Consider the following 1,498-nt stretch of genomic DNA (forward strand, 5'->3'; position numbering starts at 1 on the left):
CCCCAGTACCATTTCTACCAGTTCAGCTTGGCTCAACTGCTCGATTTGGGTTTTTTTCTGCTCTTTGGTGGCTGCGGGCTTTTTCATTCGTTTATTTTACCAGATGCCGTCACTGAAGTTTTTTTGACCTGAATCCTTACGTTCTGGGATTACCCAACTGACAGCGATTAATACGGCAAAAGTCCTCACCATTTTATTATTGGTTGCTTATGCCTTAATTTTTGGCATCAAAGACCTGCGCCAAATCATCTATCTTTGTTTACACATTAGTTATTGTCTGTGGTGGCTTGTTGAGCAATGGTTTTATCCCTTGCGGCGACAACAGATATTCAGCGAACCGATCGGAGTTACTGGCTTCATCTTCAGTCTATTATTTGTCGGTGTTTTTTACTCTTTCCCTGGATATTTAGCCTTCACCAACCCGGAGCCTATTTCTTGGACAGCCGCTGCGGTTGCGCTGCCACTCTTCTTTTTTGGCTCTCTAATCAATGCCACGGCGGACATTCAAAAACTGACGGCCAAGCAGTATGGAGCGGGTTTAGTTAGTGATGGAATTTGGCGCTTTTCCCGCAATATTAACTACTTTGGTGATTTGCTGCGATACTTAAGTTTCAGTGTTGTGGCGGGTTCCATTTGGTCTTATTTACTACCCAGTTTAATTGCTCTACTTTACATACAGCGTATTTTCTCCAAAGAACAGTCAATGTCTCAAAAGTACCAAAACTATCAAGAGTATCAACAAGCCAGCACTCGTCTGATACCCTTTATTTGGTGATATCCAGCAATCTCGGCATCGACTTGAGGCATTCACAATGAACCCCCATTATGAATGCCTTTGTCTGCTCGTAAGTCCTGAAGGAAAGGTCTTTTCACAGGTAGCGACATTTGACGCGAGATAGAGTTGAACAAGTGGCTGATACTCCTGTTATGCTGGCACTCAAGACCGATGTGTCAGCAGTGAATCGATGAGCCGGATTATGGCCGTTTTCTATCAAGCAGGTGGCGTAGGAAAATCAACTCAAGGCGTTTTAAAGTCTTGAACTGCTGCTGCATACCGTTAAGCGGGTACAGGCCAGCCGATCGCCTCTTTGATTCGCCGGCAAAACTCGCAGGCAATCAGCAGTGGCGCTAGTAACGATATGCAATATAGCAATCCGATCTGAGTCTCACAACACAACGCCCTCTTGTCTTCCTAGACTTGTTGTATAGCAAGACTTTCAGATTTTACAGATCTAGAAAATCACTTAGGATTGCTATAGTGATGGGAATAACATATATAGCCCCTGCCTATTTACTATCCTCAAAACGCTCACGCCCAATATGCACCTGCCACTCCACTACTCTGGTAGATTCTGCCAACATACCATCCCGCGCACGGGGGCTGCTGTTAACAATTGTTTGAGCCTCGGACACACTTTCTGCCTGAATTACCCAAAGCCCCGTTCCATCAGGAGGAAAAAACGGGCTTTATTCACAGTAGTATTCCTTTTTCGTGTTG

General features: G+C 44.8%; 1 protein-coding gene. It reads left to right on the forward strand.

Annotated features, from left to right (window positions below; genetic code table 11):
* The first annotated feature begins 199 nt into the window (after positions 1 to 199).
* Positions 200 to 775: a methyltransferase family protein gene (locus ACUVJL_RS33035; RefSeq protein WP_445249696.1), complete on the forward strand. Its 576-nt coding sequence runs from the start codon at positions 200 to 202 to the stop codon at positions 773 to 775.
* The last annotated feature ends 723 nt before the right edge of the window (positions 776 to 1,498 follow it).

The organism is Microcoleus sp. OTE_8_concoct_300, from assembly GCF_031383065.1.
Lineage (GTDB): Bacteria > Cyanobacteriota > Cyanobacteriia > Cyanobacteriales > Microcoleaceae > Microcoleus.